The 18,910-nt window shown below is 59.6% G+C and carries 20 protein-coding genes and 1 tRNA gene; 13 read left to right on the top strand and 8 right to left on the bottom strand.

From position 1 onward, the window contains the following. The first annotated feature begins 3 nt into the window (after positions 1 to 3). The 4 genes from surE to OOZ53_RS14935 all read left to right on the top strand — a co-directional run bounded on the left by surE (position 4) and on the right by OOZ53_RS14935 (position 5,332). Positions 4 to 759, top strand: a complete 756-nt coding sequence (gene surE, locus OOZ53_RS14950; RefSeq protein WP_271090447.1) for a 5'/3'-nucleotidase SurE — start codon at positions 4 to 6, stop codon at positions 757 to 759. Then, the gene (locus tag OOZ53_RS14945; RefSeq protein WP_271090446.1) at positions 756 to 1,409 is read left to right on the top strand and encodes a protein-L-isoaspartate(D-aspartate) O-methyltransferase; all 654 of its coding nucleotides are present in this window, start codon (positions 756 to 758) and stop codon (positions 1,407 to 1,409) included. The genes surE and OOZ53_RS14945 overlap by 4 nt, the downstream gene beginning before the upstream one ends. A gap of 147 nt (positions 1,410 to 1,556) precedes the next feature. After that, the gene (locus OOZ53_RS14940) at positions 1,557 to 3,242 is read left to right on the top strand and encodes a peptidoglycan DD-metalloendopeptidase family protein (RefSeq protein ID WP_271090445.1); all 1,686 of its coding nucleotides are present in this window, start codon (positions 1,557 to 1,559) and stop codon (positions 3,240 to 3,242) included. A 266-nt stretch (positions 3,243 to 3,508) separates the two neighbouring features. Next, positions 3,509 to 5,332: an adenylate/guanylate cyclase domain-containing protein gene (locus tag OOZ53_RS14935; protein WP_271090444.1), complete on the top strand. Its 1,824-nt coding sequence runs from the start codon at positions 3,509 to 3,511 to the stop codon at positions 5,330 to 5,332. Positions 5,333 to 5,347: 15 nt separating this feature from the next. Here the strand turns inward: OOZ53_RS14935 and OOZ53_RS14930 are convergent, their stop codons facing one another. After that, a complete protein-coding gene (locus tag OOZ53_RS14930) occupies positions 5,348 to 6,232 on the bottom strand; it encodes an ATP-binding protein (RefSeq protein ID WP_271090443.1) in 885 nt (294 codons plus the stop codon). Between the two features lie 183 nt (positions 6,233 to 6,415). Between OOZ53_RS14930 and yajC the strand changes: the two genes are divergently transcribed. The 5 genes from yajC (at position 6,416) to OOZ53_RS14905 (ending at position 11,194) form a co-directional block, all read left to right on the top strand. Further along, positions 6,416 to 6,757, top strand: coding sequence for a preprotein translocase subunit YajC (gene yajC / locus OOZ53_RS14925; RefSeq protein ID WP_271090442.1), 342 nt, complete (start codon positions 6,416 to 6,418; stop codon positions 6,755 to 6,757). Between the two features lie 75 nt (positions 6,758 to 6,832). Further along, a complete protein-coding gene (gene secDF / locus OOZ53_RS14920) occupies positions 6,833 to 9,400 on the top strand; it encodes a protein translocase subunit SecDF (RefSeq protein ID WP_271090441.1) in 2,568 nt (855 codons plus the stop codon). 3 nt (positions 9,401 to 9,403) lie between these two features. Then, positions 9,404 to 9,790 carry an Mth938-like domain-containing protein gene (locus tag OOZ53_RS14915; RefSeq protein WP_271090440.1) on the top strand — a complete coding sequence of 129 codons (387 nt, stop codon included), beginning with the start codon at positions 9,404 to 9,406 and terminating at the stop codon, positions 9,788 to 9,790. Positions 9,791 to 9,800: 10 nt separating this feature from the next. Further along, positions 9,801 to 10,658, top strand: a complete 858-nt coding sequence (locus tag OOZ53_RS14910) for a phytoene/squalene synthase family protein (protein ID WP_271090439.1) — start codon at positions 9,801 to 9,803, stop codon at positions 10,656 to 10,658. A gap of 62 nt (positions 10,659 to 10,720) precedes the next feature. Continuing rightward, on the top strand, positions 10,721 to 11,194 hold the full coding sequence (locus OOZ53_RS14905; RefSeq protein ID WP_271090438.1) for a hypothetical protein: 474 nt from the start codon (positions 10,721 to 10,723) through the stop codon (positions 11,192 to 11,194). Here the strand turns inward: OOZ53_RS14905 and OOZ53_RS14900 are convergent. The 5 genes from OOZ53_RS14900 to OOZ53_RS14880 all read right to left on the bottom strand — a co-directional run bounded on the left by OOZ53_RS14900 (position 11,180) and on the right by OOZ53_RS14880 (position 14,607). Further along, a complete protein-coding gene (locus OOZ53_RS14900; protein WP_271090437.1) occupies positions 11,180 to 12,025 on the bottom strand; it encodes a crotonase/enoyl-CoA hydratase family protein in 846 nt (281 codons plus the stop codon). The two genes, OOZ53_RS14905 and OOZ53_RS14900, sit on opposite strands and share 15 nt — an antisense overlap. A gap of 10 nt (positions 12,026 to 12,035) precedes the next feature. After that, a complete protein-coding gene (gene trmFO / locus OOZ53_RS14895) occupies positions 12,036 to 13,451 on the bottom strand; it encodes a methylenetetrahydrofolate--tRNA-(uracil(54)-C(5))-methyltransferase (FADH(2)-oxidizing) TrmFO (RefSeq protein WP_271090436.1) in 1,416 nt (471 codons plus the stop codon). A 163-nt stretch (positions 13,452 to 13,614) separates the two neighbouring features. Next, positions 13,615 to 13,761 carry a DUF1127 domain-containing protein gene (locus OOZ53_RS14890; protein ID WP_271090435.1) on the bottom strand — a complete coding sequence of 49 codons (147 nt, stop codon included), beginning with the start codon at positions 13,759 to 13,761 and terminating at the stop codon, positions 13,615 to 13,617. Between the two features lie 268 nt (positions 13,762 to 14,029). After that, positions 14,030 to 14,173: a DUF1127 domain-containing protein gene (locus OOZ53_RS14885; RefSeq protein ID WP_271090434.1), complete on the bottom strand. Its 144-nt coding sequence runs from the start codon at positions 14,171 to 14,173 to the stop codon at positions 14,030 to 14,032. Between the two features lie 293 nt (positions 14,174 to 14,466). Continuing rightward, positions 14,467 to 14,607, bottom strand: coding sequence for a DUF1127 domain-containing protein (locus OOZ53_RS14880; protein WP_271090433.1), 141 nt, complete (start codon positions 14,605 to 14,607; stop codon positions 14,467 to 14,469). A 258-nt stretch (positions 14,608 to 14,865) separates the two neighbouring features. On the opposite strand from OOZ53_RS14880, the gene OOZ53_RS14875 reads away from it, so the two are divergent. Continuing rightward, a tRNA-Leu gene (locus tag OOZ53_RS14875) sits at positions 14,866 to 14,950 on the top strand. A 5-nt stretch (positions 14,951 to 14,955) separates the two neighbouring features. Here the strand turns inward: OOZ53_RS14875 and OOZ53_RS14870 are convergent. Together OOZ53_RS14870 and OOZ53_RS14865 are read right to left on the bottom strand one after the other, a co-directional pair. Further along, positions 14,956 to 16,110, bottom strand: coding sequence for a LuxR C-terminal-related transcriptional regulator (locus tag OOZ53_RS14870; protein WP_271090432.1), 1,155 nt, complete (start codon positions 16,108 to 16,110; stop codon positions 14,956 to 14,958). Between the two features lie 182 nt (positions 16,111 to 16,292). Continuing rightward, entirely contained in the window at positions 16,293 to 16,583 is a 291-nt protein-coding gene (locus OOZ53_RS14865; protein ID WP_271090431.1) for a hypothetical protein, read from the bottom strand. A 335-nt stretch (positions 16,584 to 16,918) separates the two neighbouring features. Between OOZ53_RS14865 and OOZ53_RS14860 the strand changes: the two genes are divergently transcribed. The 3 genes from OOZ53_RS14860 to OOZ53_RS14850 all read left to right on the top strand — a co-directional run bounded on the left by OOZ53_RS14860 (position 16,919) and on the right by OOZ53_RS14850 (position 18,840). Further along, on the top strand, positions 16,919 to 18,112 hold the full coding sequence (locus tag OOZ53_RS14860) for a cytochrome P450 (RefSeq protein WP_271090430.1): 1,194 nt from the start codon (positions 16,919 to 16,921) through the stop codon (positions 18,110 to 18,112). Positions 18,113 to 18,213: 101 nt separating this feature from the next. Continuing rightward, positions 18,214 to 18,438: an AbrB/MazE/SpoVT family DNA-binding domain-containing protein gene (locus tag OOZ53_RS14855; RefSeq protein ID WP_271090429.1), complete on the top strand. Its 225-nt coding sequence runs from the start codon at positions 18,214 to 18,216 to the stop codon at positions 18,436 to 18,438. Further along, positions 18,439 to 18,840: a type II toxin-antitoxin system death-on-curing family toxin gene (locus OOZ53_RS14850; RefSeq protein ID WP_271090428.1), complete on the top strand. Its 402-nt coding sequence runs from the start codon at positions 18,439 to 18,441 to the stop codon at positions 18,838 to 18,840. The last annotated feature ends 70 nt before the right edge of the window (positions 18,841 to 18,910 follow it).

Genomic DNA, 18,910 nt, shown 5'->3' with positions numbered 1-18,910 from the left:
CGGATGCGGATATTGCTGACCAATGATGACGGAATTCATGCGGAAGGCCTTGCCGCGCTCGAACGCATTGCGCGAACCCTGTCCGACGATATCTGGATTGTGGCGCCCGAAACCGACCAGAGCGGCCTGGCGCACTCATTGACCCTGTCCGAGCCGCTGCGGCTGCGTGAAGTTTCGGAGCGGCATTACGCACTGCGCGGCACGCCAACGGATTGCGTGATCATGGCTGTGAGGGATCTGATGGACTCGCCGCCCGACCTGGTGCTTTCGGGCGTCAATGCGGGCGTCAATGTCGCCGATGGCGTGACCTATTCCGGAACGGTGGCCGGCGCCATCGAAGGCACGCTGCTCGGCATCCGTTCCATCGCATTGAGCCAGGCCTACAAATGGGACGATGGACGCATGGTCCCCTGGGGGACGACCGAGGCCGTCGCACCGGAATTGCTGAGCAAGCTCATTGACATCGACCTGCCGCCCGGCACGTTTCTCAATGTGAATTTCCCCTATAGCCGCGCCGAGGACATCGACGGCGTCACGGTGACGTCGCAGGGCAAGCTGGTTCACGGGATTGATCTCGACCGCCGCGAGGACGCGCGCGGCGTTCCCTACTACTGGCTGCGTTTTTCCCACCAGACCAAGGAGTTCAAGCCGGGAACGGACCTGGAAGCGCTGGGGGACAACAAGATTTCGGTGACGCCGCTCAAGCTGGATTTCACCGACTACTCCGTCCAGCAGCGGATCGCGGAGGCGCTTGGTTGAAGGCCGCACTGAGCGAGAAGGAGGGACTTGCGTCGCTGGTGTTGCGGCTGCGCGCGGAAGGCATATCGGACAATCGCCTTGTCGCCGCGGTGGAGCAGACACCGCGCAGCATGTTCACACCGCCGCAATATATGGATCTGGCCTATTCGCCGCGCAGTATCCCGATCGAGTGCGGGGAGTATATGGAAGGCGCCGATCTCAGCCTGCGTCTCCTTCACAATCTGGAGATCGAAGCGGGTCAGCGCGTTCTCGAAGTGGGAACGGGCTCAGGATTTACGGCCGCAGCGCTTTCCCGGATTGTCGAGCGGGTGGTGACCGTCGACCGCTATCGGACGCTTTCCCAGCTCGCCGCGCAACGGTTTTCCCGCCTCGGATTTTCCAACATCGTTGTCGAAACCGGCGATGGTCAGGAACGATCGCCGCAGGAAGGCACATTCGACCGCATCCTGGTTGGTGCAGCATTCCAGGAGATGCCGCGCCTGTTTGCCGAGCGCCTTGTTTCCGGCGGCAAGATGATCGCCGCGATCGGCGAAGCCGATCAGCCGCAGACCGTTGTCCGGCTGACCAAGATCGGCAGCCGCTTCGAGAAGGAGGATCTGTTTTCCGTGCGTTTCCAGCCACTGTTGAAAGGCCGTGCCGCGGTTCTTTAAAGGCACGAAGTTGGCTGTAAAACCCGCAAAATAGGCCTGAATGACGGCAATTTGCGCCGGGTAATTTTTCACAGATGGCTTAACCCGGCAGTAACCTTAACTCCGTTACATAGTACCCGTGTTGTTTTGCGTACATGGGCTCGTATGATGCGTATCAGACTATCAGCCATCTCGTCGAAAACCGCCAGAAGGCTGGCGGGCGCTGTCTGTTTGGCAAGTCTTGCCGCAGGTTGCAGTTCGGAGGCGACGCGTTTCGATCACGGACTGTTCACCGGCACTGTGCCGGAGCCGGTCGGCAGCCGCAATGCCGGGACGGCGACAGCGCGCGCACCCGCGCCTGCGCCTGCGCCTGGCGAGCCAGCACTTGCGCAACCCTATCCGGGGGATGCATCTGCGGCAAACACCGCTTCCACATATGACCGTACCCATACCGGATCCATTGCGCAGACCTATCCGGCAACAAGCCAGCAGCAGCCCGTTTATGTGGCGCAGCCGGCTGTTGAACGCAAGCCGCTTCGCTCGGCGCCGGCCATCGAGCCGCCGGTGCAAGACGTCCGGCTTGCTCCGGTTCCAGTCGTGTCTGCGAAAGAGCCCGACTTGCAGCGCGCGCCCGTGACGAAGAAAGTCGAAGTCCCGGTCGCGCGCATTCCCACACCGGTCCCGGCACCAAAACAGGTTGCGTCGCGAGCACCGGCTTCAAGCAACAGCCTCGGCACTGCGCCCGATCCGATTATCACCGGCACGACGCCGTCAAGCGCGGCTGCGCGCAACGACGTGGCCGGCGGCTGGACGACCACGGGCGGAACGCGTGTGGCGATTGCACCCGGAGAGACCATCTACAATCTTTCCAGGCGTTACGGCGTTCCTGCACGGGAAATCATGAAGGCAAACAAGATTGCCGATCCGTCCAGGGTTGCAGCCGGCCAGGTCGTCATCATTCCGACCTATGTCTATTCACGCACGACACCGGTATCGGCGCCGGACAATGATCCGAAGACACGCGCCGCCCGCGCAAGCACCGGCTATCAGGGCGAAGCGCAGCCGGACAAAGTGCCGCTGCCGAAACGGGCGCCGGACCGTCAGGTGGCCGTGTTGCCCAAGGCGCCAACACCTAAGCCGACGACACCTGAAGCTGCGGAAAACAAAACGATAGCGGCCAGCAGCAGCACGGCGGGCACGAGCGCCACATACACGGTCCAGCCCGGCGATTCGCTAAGCGGTATCGCGACCCGGAATGGAATCACCGTCAACGCCCTGAAAGCTGCCAACGGTCTGAGCACGGCGACGATCCGTGTCGGGCAGACCCTGATCGTGCCACGCGCAAATAGCCGCGTCGATGGCGTGCAGACGGCGAGCGTGCCGGCCAATAAAGGTACTGCTGCGACCGTTAAAAGCTATGCTGAAGAGACGCCGGCCCAGGCCGCTGCCGTCGCGACACCGACGCCGAAGACGACCGGCATCGACAAATTGCGCTGGCCGGCGCGGGGCCAGATCATGAGTGGCTTCGGCGCCGTCGATGGCGGCGCGAGAAATGACGGCATTGATATATCGCTCCCCAAGGGAACGCCGGTCAAAGCCGCCGAAAATGGCGTTGTGATCTACGCCGGCACCGGATTGAAGGAATTCGGAAAGACCGTTCTCGTGCGGCATGGAAACGGTCTGGTGAGTGTTTACGGCCACGCCAGCGAACTCATCGTCGAGCGCGGCGATCAGGTCTCGCGCGGCCAGGTGGTCGCGCTTTCGGGAATGAGCGGGCAGGCGACCCGCCCCAAGCTGCACTTCGAGATCAGGAAAGACGCAAAGCCTGTCGATCCGCTGACATATCTCGAGTAGAGACCTTCCAGTCTCAAGCAGGAAAAGCCGGGTCCGTTGTTCCCTGCGGGCCCGGTTTTACGCGTTTTGCCGACTTCACCATTTGGTATCGGCAACAGGCGTTCAAAACGGCCCACCCGTAAATGGCGGGCGGATTGTGCCGGATTGCATTAAATTTCATTCATTTAGCGAATTGGCGTTTCTGCTTTACAAGGAAATGGGCGATCCTTGCGCATCAACTTTACCGGCCGAATCGGGAAAATGACTGCTTTCGGAACTGAAATTTCATGAAGATCCCGCATAAGATATTTGGCATCGCAGCCCTGGTTTTCGTCATCATGGGCGCATCGATCACCTATTCCACCTACAAGCTCTATCTCGTCAGCAAGGAAGTATCGGATCTGGCGGAGATCTTCATTCCGATTTCAGACCGGATTGCGGAGATCGACCTGGAGATTGCCCAACAGGAGATTCATGTCGAGCGGCTCGAGAAACACCTGACCGGCATCAAACTCATTGACGAGGAACTGCAGGAACTGGCCTCCGGTATTGTGCCGCGGCACCTGCTGAGCGGCTTTGAGACCATTGAGGAAAAGTCGGCGCGACTTGAAGACCAGCGGACCGAACTGCAGAACCTGGTTTCTCTGGAAGAGCGCGATTTCGAGGTCCGGGAAGCCAGGGTGGATGAGGCTGTTGAAAGGGCGGAGGCCCTGATTGCGCGAGCGATAACCACCGCACAGACGGAGGAGGGGCGCGACGCGTTGAAATCGCTTTTGCCGCAGCTGCAATCCATCGATCAGCAGCATTCCAATCTGCATTCGCAATTGACGCTGTTGATCGAAGCGTTTCGCCAGGACAGCCCGATGCGGTTCGAACTGGAAAAACTCATTGAAGAAGAAGAGGACCAGTTGGCGCTCAATTTGCGCACAACCTGGGAATCGATTGCCGGCTTTACAGAAAGCGCGGCCCTGAAGGCCGAGGAGCACGAACGTCAGGCCCTTTGGATCAACATCATCCTTGCAGCCTTGTCAGGCGTTCTCGCCCTCGTCCTGTGCAGCATTGTCATTAAAAACATGCTCAAACCGCTGCGCCAGCTGGTTGCCGGTACGCAGGAGGTCGAGGCGGGCAATCTGACCGGGCAACTCGAAACCTCTTCGTCGGACGAGATCGGTGACCTTGCCCGCAGTTTCAATGGCATGGTCGAGGGCCTGCGCAAGACTGAGGAAATCAAGGACACATTCGGCCAGTATGTCGATCCGCGTGTGGTTTCCGGCCTGATCGGCGATACGAATATGGAGCTCGTCAATGGCGAGAAGAAGGTTGTCTCCGTCCTGTTCGCCGACATTGCCAATTTCACCAGCATTTCAGAGCGTTTCACGCCGGGCGGCCTGGTGACGTTGATCAACAGGTACCTTTCCATGATGTCGGAGCCCATCACCGAGCAGCAGGGGCTGATCGACAAATATATCGGCGATGCGATCATGGCCTTCTGGACGGCGCCATTCTGTGAGGACGGCGAGCAGGCCAGGCTTGCGGTCGGGGCGGCGCTGAAGGATTCGGCACTGATTGAAAAACTGCGGGAAGAGCTGCCGGAACTGACAGGCCTCAGGCGGGATCTGCCGGACGTTGCCATGCGTATCGGCATTGCCACCGGCGAGGCCGTTGTCGGATCGATCGGCTCGGAGAAAACCAAGAACTACACCGTCATGGGCGATACGGTAAATCTCGGTGCGCGTCTGGAAGCGGCGAACAAGGTCTACGGAACCAGCGTTCTGGTATGCGGCCGGACCTGTGCGATGGCGTCGGGCGAATTCGAGTTCCGCAGGATCGACAACCTGATCGTCAAGGGCAAAACCGAACCGGTTGCCATCTACGAGCCGTTGGGGCAGCTGACGGCGCTGGGGGAGCCTGTCATCGAGCTGAAAGAGCGGTTCGAGGCGGCCCTGGACGCTTTCAGTTCCGGAGACTGGGCGAAGGCTGAAACCGGCTTCGATGGCTGCCGGCAGTTCAACGATCCGGTCAGCGAAGTCTATCTCGAACGTCTGGCGATCATACGCCGGGACGGCGCCCCCAAGGACTGGAATGGCGTCTGGCAACTGGACGAAAAGTAGCCCGATCGCCGCAGCTCACGCGTCGTCGAAGCGTTTTCCGAGCCGGCCTGCGAGGTCCTGGATAAACTGCCAGGCGACGCGGCCGGAGCGTGCGCCGCGGGTGGTCGCCCATTCGAGCGCCTCGGCATGCATCTGGTCATAGCTCATTTCGAGCCCGTAGTGCCGCGCATAAACATCGATCATTTCCAGATATTCGTCCTGGCTGCATTTGTGGAAGCCGAGCCACAGGCCAAACCGGTCTGATAGCGAGACCTTCTCCTCCACAGCTTCCGAGGGATTGATGGCCGTCGAACGCTCGTTTTCCATCATATCGCGCGGCATCAGGTGGCGGCGGTTGGATGTCGCGTAAAAGACGACATTGGCGGCGCGGCCTTCCAGCCCGCCCTCAAGGGCAGCCTTGAGCGATTTATAGGTGGTATCGTCGTGATCGAAAGACAGGTCGTCGCAAAACAGGATGAAGCGTTCCGGGCGGCCGCGCAGCAGGGCCATCAGCTGCGGCAGGCTGTCGATGTCCTCCCGATGGATCTCGACGAGTTTGAGCGGGTGTTGCTTGTCACCGGGCTCATGGCCGCAGATTGCGGCGTGCGTCGCCTTGACCAATGAGGACTTGCCCATGCCGCGCGCGCCCCAAAGAAGTACATTATTGGCGGGAAATCCTTCGGCAAAGCGTTTGGTGTTGTCGTGCAATATGTCGCGCACCCGGTCGACGCCGCGTATCAGGGCGATATCGATCCGGTTGGGCTTGGCGACCGGCTGCAGGTAACCGATCGCTGGTTCCCAGATGAAGCAATCGGCCGCACCGAAGTCGTTTTGTGCCTGCTGCGGTCCGCTGAGCGACTCGACGGCAGCCGTAAGCCTTTGGATTTCCTCAAGCAGATTTTGCAGCGTCGCCTTTGCCAAGACATTTCCCTTCAATGTTGCGGTTGCGGGGTGCGGTAGCACGACGGCGCGCTGACGAAAAGGGTCCGGAGCTTGCGTCGGCAGTTGCAATAGCGGCCGCGACACTATATCTGGCAAAGCAAAGGGCCGGTCGTTACCGCCTTGAAGTCAGATAAATAAAGAATTCCCAAAAGGAGCCACTCGATGTTTGTAACACCGGCATATGCGCAGGCTGCAGGGGGCGGCGGCGGCGACATCCTCGTGTCGATCATGCCGTTCATCCTGATTTTTGTTATCATGTATTTCCTGATCATCCGGCCGCAGCGCCAGCAGATGAAAAAACGCCAGGAAATGCTGAACAATGTGCGGCGCGGCGATCAGGTGGTGACCGGTGGTGGTATTACCGGGAAAGTGACCAAGGTTGTCGACGATACCGAAATCGAAGTCGAGATCGCGGAAGGCCTCAAGGTTCGTGTCATGCGTTCCCTTCTGGCTGACGTGAAAGTGAAGGGTGAACCGGTCCAAGAAACGGCACAAAAGAAGTAGATGGATAAACGGTGCCGACCCTTTGGCGCCAACAGCCGTTTAACCGGCACGATTATCCGATGAGCTGAGAACGCGATGCTGTATTTCTCCCGCTGGAAAACAACCCTTATCTGGCTTGCCGTGCTGGCAGGCGTGGTCTTTGCGGCACCAAACCTGTTCACGCAGCAGCAGCTTGCGGCGATGCCGGACTGGTTTCCGAAAAAGCAACTGACCCTCGGACTGGATTTGCAGGGCGGCTCGCACCTGCTCGTGCGGGTCGAGCGGGAGGATATTGAAACCGAGCGGCTGAATACGCTTGTCGACGACATGCGCCGGCTGCTGCGTGACGACGGCATCGGTTATACCGGCCTGTCCGGCAACGGGCTGGTCGGGCAGGTGAGAATACGCAACGCCGATGACGTCGAAAGGGCAAAGGAAGCCCTTTCGGAATTGACGCAACTCGTCAATGCCGGCCTGTTGAGCGGCGGTACGCTGCGCGAGGTCGAACTGTCGGAGCCCGAACCCGGTCTGCTGCGCATGACGCTGACCGAAGAGGGTTTGGACAACCGGGTCTCTTCAGCGGTTTCGCAATCGATCGAAGTCGTGCGCCGACGCGTGGATGAGCTGGGCACCACGGAACCGGTCATCGCCCGCCAGGGAGAGGACCGGATCCTTGTCCAGGTACCGGGTTTCGACGATCCGCAGCGGCTGAAAGACATCATCAGCCAGACGGCCAAGCTGACATTCCACCTGGTCGACCGCTCAATGTCGGCGGAAGAGGCGTTGAGGGGCAGGCCGCCGGTCACCTCCGAGATTGTCTATTCGAATGACGATCCACCGATCCCGTTCCTGCTGCAGAAGCGGGCGCTGCTGTCGGGCGACAATCTCGTCGATGCGCAGGCCGGCTTCGACCAGCGCACCAACGAGCCGATCGTCACCTTCCGTTTCGACACCGCCGGCGCCCAGCGTTTCGGACAGGTCACGCAACAGAATGTCGGCTATCCGTTTGCCATCGTGCTGGACGAAGCGGTTATTACCGCACCCGTTATCAATGAGCCCATCCTGGGTGGCAGCGGCCAGATATCGGGCAATTTCACAGTCGAGTCGGCCAACGATCTCGCGGTGCTGCTGCGCGCCGGCGCCTTGCCGGCGACGCTGACCGTAATGGAGGAGCGGACGGTCGGGCCGGGCCTTGGCGCCGACTCCATTGCCGCCGGTGAAACGGCCGGCATTATCGGCGCGATCCTGGTCGTGGCGTTCATTTTCATTGCCTATGGTTTTCTCGGGCTGATCGCCAACCTGGCGCTGATCTTCAACGTTATCATGATCATCGCCGTTCTGACGCTCATCGGCGCGACGCTGACGCTTCCCGGAATTGCCGGCATTGTTCTGACGGTCGGTATGGCCGTGGACTCCAATGTCCTCATCTATGAGCGCATACGCGAGGAACGCCGCGGCGGGCGCTCATTGGTCCAGGCCATCGATGCCGGTTTCCAGCGTGCCTTCGGAACCATCCTCGATGCCAACATCACCACGCTCATCGCCGCCGTGATCCTGTTCTATCTCGGCTCGGGGCCGGTGCGCGGATTTGCCGTAACGCTTGCCATCGGTATCGTGACCACGGTTTTCACCGCCTTCACGGTGACCCGCTGGATGATTGCAGAGTGGGTGCGCCGGCGCCGTCCCAAGCAATTGCCGAAGGGGCTTCTGACGGACCTGTTCAGCGGCGCCCATTACCGGTTCATGTGGCTGCGCAAATTCACATTCATGTTCAGCGCGGCCGCCGCGCTCGGCTCGCTGGTGCTGTTTGGAACAGTGGGCATGAATTACGGCATCGACTTCACCGGCGGTTCGGTTATCGAGGTGGAATCGAAGTCCGGGGCCGCCAATGTCGGGGACATACGCGGGCGACTGTCGAATCTCAATCTCGGTGACATCCAGGTTCAGGAATTCGGCTCCGCCGAACACGTTCTGATCCGTGTTCAGGCGCAGGGCGCGGGCGAGAACGCCGAACAGACGGTTGTCGCCAAGGTCCGGTCGGATCTGGAATCCGATTACAACATCGTGCGCGTTGAATCGGTCGGCCCGGTCGTGTCCGGGGAACTGGCGCGCGCCGGTACGATTGCGCTTCTGGCGGCGCTGTTCGCGATCCTGATCTATATCTGGTTCCGTTTTGAGTGGCAGTTCGCGCTCGGGGCCATTATTGCGACCGTCAATGACGTTGTGCTGACGATCGGCATGTTCGCGATCACCCAGATCGAGTTCAACCTCTCCAGTATCGCGGCGGTGCTGACAATCATCGGTTACTCGCTCAACGATACGGTGGTTGTCTATGACCGCGTCAGGGAGAATCTGAGGCGCTACAAGAAGATGCCGCTGCCGGACCTGCTTGATCTTTCGGTCAACCAGATGCTGTCGCGTACGGTCCTGACCTCGGTGACGACGTTGCTGGCGCTTTCGGCGCTGTTCATATTCGGCGGCGAGGTCATACGCTCCTTCACATTCGCGATGATATTCGGCGTGGTCATCGGTACCTATTCGTCAATCTTCGTCGCGGCGCCTGTTCTGATCCTGTTCAAGCTGCGCGGGGAAACCTTCCAGGCCGGCATGGGATCGGAAGAAGACGAGAAGGACGCAAAAGGGCCAGCGCCCGGGACAGCGTGACGTATGCGCAAGGGCATTGAAATCCGCGACGCGCATTTTCCGGACCGGGCGCCGATCGATGCCTATGGCAATGGCGGCTTCCGGTTCGCCGGCATGTCGCATCGCGGGTCGCTGCTTTGCCTCCCAACGGGAATTTACGGCTGGGACGTGACCGAGGAGAGCGTTCTGGAGCCGGCGCTGTTTGCACGCGTTCTGGAGGAATCAGCGGACATAGAGGTGCTGCTCGTCGGCACCGGTACAGAAATCCGCCGCCTGCCGCCGGAACTCAAGATAAGGTTGCGGGATGCCGGGATCATATCCGACCCGATGAATACCGGCGCGGCGGTGCGGACCTACAATGTGATGCTTGCCGAATCGCGCGCCGTTGCCGCGGCGTTGATCGCGGTTTGAGCCGGTCCCGTTGTCCGACAGCGTCATCCCGAATGCGGATCATTGTCTTGCGGCTCTTCGTGCCGGCGACCGGGATCGCTATCTCTGCGCGCTCCTGACGCCACATGACGCGCGTGGCGCCATCAGCGCGCTTTACGCTTTCAATCTCGAGATTGCCCGCATACGCGAGAATATCACCGAGCCGACCATGGGAGAGGTCCGCCTGCAATGGTGGCGCGATTTCCTGGAGGGCAGCCCGCACGGTGCGGCGCAGGCGAATCCCGTCGCCGCGGCGCTGGCGGCGACGATTGACAGGCACGGGCTCTCCACTGCACCGTTTCTCAACATGATCGCCGCGCGCCAATTCGATCTGTATGACGATCCCATGCCCGACCGGAACGCCTTCGAAGGCTACGCAGGCGAAACCGCGTCCGCGATCATCCAGCTTTGCGTCAATGTTCTGGGCCCGGATGCGGCACGCCGTTCCGCCGACGCGGCAGGCCATGCCGGCGTGGCGCAACTGGTCGCCGGAACGCTGTTGCTGCTCCCGGTGCACCGGTCGCAGGGGCAAGTCTATATTCCCGGCGATCTGTTGCGGGCGACCGGGCTCGACCGTGACGCCTTCCTCGCCGCGCGAAATGAGGATGCGATTGGTCAGGCGATAGCCGCATTTGTTGCGCTTGGCCGGGAACACCTGTCCGAGGCCCGGACGATGGTCGGTCAACTGCCATCCGGGAGCTTTGCCGCTTTTCTGCCGCTTGCCCTTGCCGAACCGGTGTTCGACCGCGCGGAAAGGCTGGGTGCTGCGCTATTATCTGAGCCGCTTCAATTCGCCCAGTGGCGGCGACAGCTGCGCCTCTGGAGGGCGGCGCGGCGCGGGCGCCTGTAGGACATTTGTCAAACATCCCGGTGAGGCGCATAATCGGCGCAACCGATATTGGAAACGGAACGATGAACCTGCCGGAAGGATTCTGGCTGCTGACAGCCATCGTTATCGTCGGCAGCGCACTGCTGTTTTATCTGCGCTGGCGTCGCAGCGGGGTCGAGCCTGAAGTCGGCATGGCGGATACAGGATCGGCCATCGAATCCTTCTCCAGGGCGTTTCCGGACCTGCCGATACGAAATGTGGTGATGACAAGAGATGGCAGCAGTGCGTTTTTGCGGCTCGCGGACAGCCGGGTCGGTTTCGTCGAACACGCGGCGCTGCACTCGGCCGCGCGCCTGCTTGAGCCGCAAACACTGACGGTCGGCGCACCGCCGGATTCGCAGACAATCAACATCGCGTTTCCGGGAGCGGCAGGCGGCGGGCTTTTCGAGTTTTCCAGCGTCGAGGAAGCCGCCGAGGTCTCCCTGTGGCTATGCGGTGAGTTCGCGGTTGTCGGAGCCGATTCGCCCGCACTCGCGGAAAAATCAGATGGCGAGTGAACCCTCGGACAAAAGGTCGGCGAATTCGGCTTCTTTCTTGGCCATTGCCGCCTGCACGGCGTTCATCAGGTCCTCCGGCCGCAACATGCCGGCGTTCCATGTGGCCATGTAATCAAGGCCGTCGGCAACGCCGTGATCGCGGCTATAGGCCAGATTGGCCTTGATGCCGGCAATTGCCAGAGGCGATTTCGCGCTGATCCGCTCAGCGAGCGCCAGTGCGGCTTTCACCAGTTCATCCCGGCTGTCCGTGACCGCGCTGAGAAGGCCTATGCGCAAAGCTTCTTCCGCGGCGAAGCGGCGGCCCGTATAGGCAAGCTCCGCTGCAATGGCGGGTGAGATGAGTTTCGGGAGGCGCTGCAAAGTGCCGACATCGGCGGCCATGCCGATATTAATTTCCTCGATCGCGAAATAGGCGTCACCGCTGGCAAGACGCATATCGCAGGCCGAGATCATGTCGATGCCGCCGCCGATACAGGCGCCGTGAATGGCCGCGATCACCGGAAAGCGTGCGCGTTCGATGGCGGTGAACGCGTCCTGCAACTGCATGATTTTCTTGCGAAAGGCGTAAGCCGCACGACCCGGTTCCTGCTGGAAGAGCGCAGCAATGGATGCAAAGGCTGCCAGATCCATGCCGCCCGTGAAGTGTTTGCCTTCGCCGGTCAGGACGACGGCCCGTACCGTCTCGTCGGCGTCGAGCAGGCCAAGGAGGCGCGGCAGCTCGGTCCAGAAGTCCGGCGTCATGCCGTTGGCCTTCTGCGGCCGGTTCATCGAAAGCTGAACCGTCGGACCGTGGCGTTGGACGAGGAAGAAGGACGAATCGAGTTCGGACAAGGACGGTCTCCTATTCGGCTGCGGCCGTATGATTTTCGACACCCAGCCAACGGCTGCAATCGGCAAGCGCGCGTGCAGCGATGGCATGTTTCTTGGCGCGCGCCTTTTCCTTGCCGCGAAAGCGCTTGACGCCTTCCGGCTTGACGATCTCCACGGGCGGAAACAGGCCGAAATTGACATTCATGGGCTGGAACGAGCGCTTGCCCGGCTCGTCGGCGGACAGATGACCGCCTGTGATGTGACCGATAAGCGCGCCGAAGGCCGTTGTCGTCGGCGGCAGTGTTATGTCATGGCCAAGCAGTTCGCTGGCGGCGAAGCGCCCGGTCAGCAGGCCGATTGCTGCCGATTCGACATAGCCCTCGCAGCCGGTGATCTGGCCGGCGAAACGCAGGCCCGGTCGGCCCTTGAGCTGCAGCGAGGCGTCGAGCAGCTGCGGCGAGTTGATATAGGTGTTGCGGTGCAGGCCGCCGAGGCGCGCGAATTCGGCATTCTGAAGCCCCGGAATCATCTGGAAGATGTCCTTCTGGACGCCGTATTTCAGCTTCGTCTGGAACCCGACCATGTTGTAGAGTGTGCCCAGCGCATTGTCCTGGCGCAGTTGCACGACCGCGTATGGTTTGACCTTTGGATCATGGGCGTTGGTCAGGCCCATGGGTTTCATCGGCCCGTGGCGCAAGGTTTCGCGGCCGCGTTCGGCCATGATCTCGATGGGCAGGCAGCCATCGAAATAGGGCGTGCCCTCCCATTCCTTGAACTCGGTCTTCTCGCCGTCAATCAGCGCATCGATAAAGGCTTTGTACTGCGCCTCGTCCATCGGGCAGTTGATGTAGTCCTTGCCGTTTCCGCCGGGGCCGACCTTGTCGTAGCGCGACTGGAACCAGCACGTTTCCATGTCGATGGTGTCAAAGTGGATGATCGGTGCGATGGCGTCGAAGAAGGCGAGGGCTTCCGCGCCGGTCGCCTCTCTGATCGCTTCCGCCAGCGAGGGCGCTGTCAACGGGCCGGTGGCGATGATGGATTGCTGCCAATCCGCCGGCGGCAATGCGGCGATCTCGCCACGTTCGATGGTAATGAGCGGGTGTTCCTCAAGGACTTGCGTGACGGCATTCGAAAATCCGTCGCGATCGACGGCAAGCGCGCTGCCGGCCGGCACCTGGTGACGATCCGCGCTCGCCATGATGAGCGAATCCGCAAGGCGCATTTCCTGGTGCAGGACGCCGACGGCGTTGGCTTGGAAATCGTCGGATCGGAAGGAGTTGGAGCAGACCAGTTCGGCAAGGCCGTCGGTCTTGTGGGCATCGGTGCCGCGCACCGGCCGCATCTCGTGGAGGATCACCGGGATCCCCATGCGGGCCGCTTGCCAGGCGGCTTCGGAGCCGGCAAGGCCGCCGCCGATGACGTGAAGTGTTTTTTCGGTCTTTTTCATGCCGGCGGTTTTAGCACTTTGCCCGATATCGTCCAATCAATTGGGCAGGCAGATAATTCTCGTGCCGGCCAGATACAATTGGGGCGCTGAGCCGGTCATAAGTTCGTTGCCGTGACTTATCGAACCGGTTCAGCGCCCCTGGCTGGACCAATATCGGACATGATCAGTATTTGGAGGCCTTGCGTGCATACTCGTCGATGGAGTAGCGGTCGACGCCGATATCGCTCAGCACATTGTCCGGCAGGCTGCGAAGCTGATCGGCGGTGCGGCGGTACTTGCGCCAGTTCTGGTAACCTTTGAGGATGCTCATTTCTCTCTCCTTCCTCGGGTGTTGACAACAAGCCCTATTTAGCGATTTCGCGCCGGTGAGTTAGGTGATTTTCAGCAAGGCAGCTATGCAATTTTTGCACTGCCGATTCGCACCATTTGGCGGCCCTTCGGGAAAAAGAAAACGCCCACCGGGGGAGGAGGTCCGGCGGGCGTTTCATCAAAGGCTGGAAGTCATATGGGAGGAGGAGAAAACCAGCCTTAATGTCCGGGCCATGGGAGGAGAAAAGGCCCGGTAACCGTTTTGTTCGTCAGTTGCCTCGGCGCGCGACAAAGGGAATATCGCCGCGTGCGATACCGAGATCGTTCAGCTCGCGATCAGACAGGCGGTACAGTTCGTTGCAGGTGTTGCGGTACTGGCGCCAGTTGTTGAATGACTGTCTCAGAGATACCATCTTTTTTGTCCTTCACTGTGTGGGGGCGGTGTTGTCACCGCAATATTGCGTTGACCCCAATATAGGAACGTCCATTCCGATTGTGCAGTGCAATATATGCAATTGCGCTATGCGTTTTTGTGGGGGGATGCCGAAAGACCGGAAGGCCGTTCGACAAAAAATAACGCCCGCCGGGGGAGGAGTTCCAGCGGGCGTCATTTTAGTGGACTGACAGCTGGGAGGAGGAGTGCTGCCAGTCGATCCGCAGGGACATTGGGAGGAGGAGTATGTCCCGGCGAAACTCGGTATTCGTGTTACAACGCCTTGCGGGCGATGTCGTTTATGTTGTCGCGCGTAACGCCCAGATCCGCCAGTTCGCGATCACCCAGGCGCTCAAGCGCTTCGCGGGTGCGGTTGTAGTTCCGCCATTTCTTGTATGTAAGCATCAAGTTCATGTCTTCAATCCCCGTATCTGCTTAACGCCGCTTCGTGTTTTCCACTTGGTCAAAATATAGGGGTTCCAGAAAAATTGTGCAGCGCAATATATGCATAGGAGCCATGTCCAATTTGCATGGCTAGCCATGCAAGAACCGTCACGAATCGCCGATTTGTTCCAACGACCGGCCCGCCCGTTTTTTGCTTTGACGCAAGAAATGCCGGTGATATAGAAACGCGCTCCCGGCCGGTCCGTTGTCGATTGTTCCCGGGATCGTGCGGGCGTGGCGGAATTGGCAGACGCACCAGATTTAGGTTCTGGCGCCGCAAGGCGTGGGGGTTCAAGTCCCTCCGCCCGCACCATTGCTTCAATATCTCTTTTCTGAATCACCGATCGTGAAATCCGCACCGAATCCGGACAGCAGCCGAACGAATTGGGTGCGCGTGGCACAATTTGTCTTGGACAGTATGGATTTGACCTGTGCATTGACGGTCGCGACCGCGCGTCCCCGGCGTTCGGCTATCTGCACGTTCGTGAGGCCTTCCGCAATGGCTTCAACCAGTGACAGCTCGGCTTCGGTGAGATTGTAGGCCTGTTTGAGAGGCTGGGTATGAAAGTGCAGAGGCAGGCTGGTATCCAGACTGTAGAGAATACAGCCTTCAAACGGCTGAGAGCCGATTTCCTCAGACCTGTTCAACGGTGCGATTTCGATGCAAAGAAACCCGGCATTATCGGTCATGATCGCTTCCTTGCGCGGGCGCGCGCCGAATTTTCCGTGGTTCAGCGCATCTTCCCTCAAAGCCACGAATCTCTGTTGATCCCGGTCGTTTCGAAGTGCCAGCTGCCCATTCGCCAGAGTGTCGAAGACTGTATATGTCTCCTGCTGGCGAAGGAATTCATCGTTTGCGACAACGAGCCTTCCCTGAGGGTCCAGCAGACACACGCCAATTGTCAGTTTGTTCAGCGCTGCCAATATGCCGCTGTGCTGCCTCGCTACATCGGAGGCCGGACGTCCGAGGTCGAGTGCCTTGGCTATGTGCGGCAAAAGCTGGTTGAGATAGGCGCGCTCGCTGTCGGAAATCCCGTTCCTGTCGGATCTGAACTGTACGGAGAATCGCGAGACGAATGGATTGTCCTTGTTCAGCAGGGCGGCCGCGCGATGCAGTATGCCGAATCGCATGACGTGCCGGACATTCTTCCGCGACGTGAATTCGGCAATATCGTCATAAAGGACGCTATCTGGAACGATGTCCACGGAATCGTGGGAAAAGCTGTGTCTGCGGAAAACTTCGTGATCCGTCAACTCGCTCTTCTGATGCGTTTCCAGATATTCCTGGAGTGCGGTCTCCTCATACCATGATGATGTGTGATGCGCCGAAAGTCCGTCGTTACCGAGTTCGAAAATCAGGCAGCCTCTGGCGTTCAGACGGTCGGCCAGTCTGTCGAGCACATCTGACCAGATGGCTTGGTCCGCGACGGTATCGTAGATACGCAGAATCGCATCTCTTATGTCTTGGTTCATGGGGCAAGTTGCAATAGCCGTGAAACTCTTCTCATTGTATATCAGCATCCGTGCCGGAGGCATAATTGTTTCGCCGGCTTAGCGTCAGACCCGGGAGCACGCAGGCAGCGAAGCGCGCGTTCTGACCGAGCTCGGCCGGATACGTATTCGGCAAGGGGCAGGCGATGCCGGTCGCAATGGCCTCAGCTGCCGGGAAAAATCTCGTTTACCTGCTGTTTCCGGATGCGATCAACGACGTCCGGATTTTCGCGTTCCCAGGTCTTGAAACGCGTATACCCCTTCAGACTGAGCTGGTATTTTTCAGAGAATGTCAGATCATTCAGGCTGTCGATTTCCGCTGCGGTCAGAAATTTCATTTTCACGGCGTCGTGATTCCTGACGCAAATCAAAGTCTGATCCGGTGTCAGTGGTCCCTGTTCAGCGGCGACATTGCATGCATAAAGTGCCCCCAGAAGAGTAAGCAGATCCGTCATTTGGCGCTCCCATCCATCTAGCCCGTCAAATTGTCCCGTCGGCACACAGATCGCGGCACCGCTGCTCGCAGATGCGGTCACGATGTCTGCTGCTGACGAAACCGGTCGTGAGCAGCATATTTTCGAGTATTTTGGCGCGCATAACCCAATTGGGCTATGAAAGGCGTTTTTCTGTCAGTAGAAGAGGGCTTGCCTGAAGTATTTCCGAGTTCTTTGCTATGTTGTTGCTGCCGCGCCATTGCGCCGAAGAACAGCTGCTTGACGGTTGCATTTGCGTCGTATTCGCTAGCCGGGCTCCAGCAAAATCAAGTTCGCGGCACAGCAACTGGCAAAGCATGTTTGATATTACAAAACCGACCTCCGAATTCGTCGACAATCCCTATCCCACTTACAGGCATCTGCTTGAGGAAGAGCCGGTCTGCCGGCAGGCGGACGGTACGGTGGTGCTGTCGCGCTATGATGATCTGGAGATGATCTATCGGGACACACGGCGCTTCATCTCCGACAAGAAGAAGGTGTTCGCGCCGAAATACGGCGCCGAGACACCGCTTTACGAGCACCATACAACGTCGCTGGTTTTCAACGATCCGCCACTCCACACGCGGGTGCGGCAGGTGATGGTCGGAGCGATGAACCCGCGGGCGCTCAAACACATGGAGCCCGGCCTTATTATGCTCGTCGACGATCTGCTCGATCGCATGGGGGGCAGGGACAGTGTCGAACTGATCGCCGATTTCGCCGGTGCGATACCCATCGAGGTGATCGGCAACCTGCTCGACCTGCCGCGTCCGGCGCGCGAGCCATTGCGCGAATGGTCGCTGGCGATCCTTGGTGCGCTGGAGCCCAGCCTGACGCCGGAGCAACATGAAACAGGAAACAGGGCGGTCACGGATTTCGTTGCATTGCTGCGGGAGATCGTCGCCGATCGTCGGGCACGCCCCGGCGATCCGGAGGTCGACGTGCTGACCCGTCTGATCCAGTCGGACATCGATGGCGGCCTCAGCGAGGTCGAACTCTACCAGAACTGCATCTTCATCCTGAATGCCGGCCATGAGACCACCACCAATCTCATCGGCAATGCGCTGGCGCTGCTCGACCGGAACCGGGATGCGCGGGCGGCGTTGCTCGAAAATCCGGGCCTGATGCCGACGGCGGTGGACGAGTTCCTGCGCCTTGAAAGCCCCAACCAGTTCGGCAACCGGCTGACATCCGAAGCGGTGGAGATCGGCGGCGAGCGGATCGCCGCCGGCACCGACCTGCATTTGTGCATCGGTGCGGCCAATCGCGACCCGGCACAGTTCGACAATCCCGATGAAATGATGCTCGACCGCCGGCCCAACCGCCATCTTGCCTTTGCCAGCGGCGCGCATACCTGTGTCGGGCTCACGCTTGCCAGAATGGAGGGCCGCATCGGTATCGGCCGTTTCCTGGAACGCTATCCCGACTACGCCATCGCCGACGGCGCCGAACGCAGCGGCCGTATCCGCTTCCGCGGCTACAGCCGGCTGCCGGCGCGGCTCACTCGCTGAATTTTCAACGGTGACTGCCTCGTATGGCGTCGCCTGTCATCGTAATCTTGCAATGTGCATACGTTTGTATTACCATCTGTATATACAAACAAGGTGATCATATGCTCGAATTCAAACTACGCAAGGCCGGTAATTCCGTCGTTGCGACTATACCGAAGGAAATACTCGGTCAGTTGAACGTCAAGGAAGGCGATACGCTTTTTGGTATTCAGACGCGTGATGGTGTTCTCCTGACGCCCTATGATCCTGAAATGGCCGAATATATGGAGATTGCGCGCGGTATTATGGCCCGCGATCGCGATGCGTTGCGGGAATTGGCCAAATAGATGACGGATGCCGAGGAACCGAAATGGGTTCCGTCAAGTGTCGCGGTTGCAATAAGCCTGGAATCTCACCGGCTCTTTGGCGGCGCGCAACCGGACATCGCGGATGACAATAGGCTGAAGGCAGCGCTCTACAGGCCGGTGAACAAGTGGTTCTACGACAAGCCGGCACCGGATCTGTTTGATCTTGCCGCAGCCTATTGTTTCGGCATTGCAACGACGCACCCATTTGTCGACGGCAACAAACGTGTCGCCTATCTTGTCGCTGCAGCCTTCCTGCAAAGAAATGGTGTTACGTGCGCACCGCAGCAGCGCGACATATTCACGACAATCATGGGCGTCGCAGACGGTTCGGTCGGCGAAGAGATGCTGGCGGGCTGGTTTCGAAACAACGCGAAGCTCTAGGCTGAATCGACATTCATCGCATCCATAGGATTGCGGCGGCGATATGTATGAAGCTGAGGAAATGGCTTGC

Origin of the sequence: Allohoeflea poritis (assembly GCF_027889715.1) — a bacterium.
Lineage (GTDB): Bacteria > Pseudomonadota > Alphaproteobacteria > Rhizobiales > Rhizobiaceae > Hoeflea_A > Hoeflea_A poritis.
Note: the sequence above shows the minus strand (reverse complement) of the source record. Positions and strands in the feature narration are given on the sequence as shown.